The organism is Priestia sp. SIMBA_032 (genome assembly GCF_046535215.1).
GTDB lineage: Bacteria > Bacillota > Bacilli > Bacillales > Bacillaceae_H > Priestia > Priestia aryabhattai.
The window spans coordinates 1-795 of record NZ_JAWRXD010000072.1 but is presented as its reverse complement, the minus strand read 5'-3'; the positions used below and the strand labels follow the sequence as shown (position 1 = coordinate 795).

Here is a 795-nt window from a genome sequence, read left to right as displayed (position 1 = left end):
AAACAGCTCCCAGAAGTACTTGCCGTTGGCCCCGTTGAAATCCATCAGGCTGACCGTCGCGGCGGGTTGCAGGGGCGGTTCTTCGAGGTTTTGCGTGTCCCAGGCCAGCAGCACTTCCAGGGCGAGGTTGGCCCGGGCAATCAGCTCACGGGCAAACAGGGTGTTCATGCGGATGGGTTGGCGCGCCACGGTGCTGCTGCCGTCGGTCATGGCGATGCCGGAACCGGCGAAGTCGATGAATTCGGCGATGCCCAGGGTGGGGCTGGTGCGGGTGTTGATGCGGGGGGCGATAAGTGAGGTCGTGACACTGGCAACCAATCTCAACTCAATCGTGGTCAATTTACGGATATAGCCGACGGTTATGCCAGTGCGACTGATCGAAACTCCATGTACCAACGGAATTTCTCTATGCCCAAGGGGCCAGTCAACATTCCAGTCCGGCAGCAAAGTTTCAGGGTTGATCGGTATATGAACGATGAAGTTGCTGGGCGGGTAGCGAATTTCGACACCCTCCATATAAAAAAGCAAGGCCATTCCCCCTGATGCCGGCGTCAAATTCAGAAGACTCTGCGGCCGATGTAGAACCCTGCCAAATTGATTTTTAGGCACTTCCTTGGGCACAGAGATATCGTAGGTTGCCAAGTTCTGCGTCTCATGCTCAACACTGCTCTTGAGCAACGTCCCAGGCAGTGCTCCCAAGATAACTTGATAGGCTGATTTTCTAATACGTTTTCCGGCAATGGAATGCACTTGTCCTGCGGGGAGATGCGGAAGCGTACAATAATCCACACTTTC

The 795-nt window shown here is 54.8% G+C and carries 1 protein-coding gene; it reads right to left on the bottom strand.

The window, feature by feature from the left end:
• On the bottom strand, window positions 1-642 hold a 642-nt coding region (locus SB717_RS33355; protein ID WP_410907068.1), incomplete at its 3' end, for a hypothetical protein.
• Window positions 643-795: the final 153 nt, after the last annotated feature.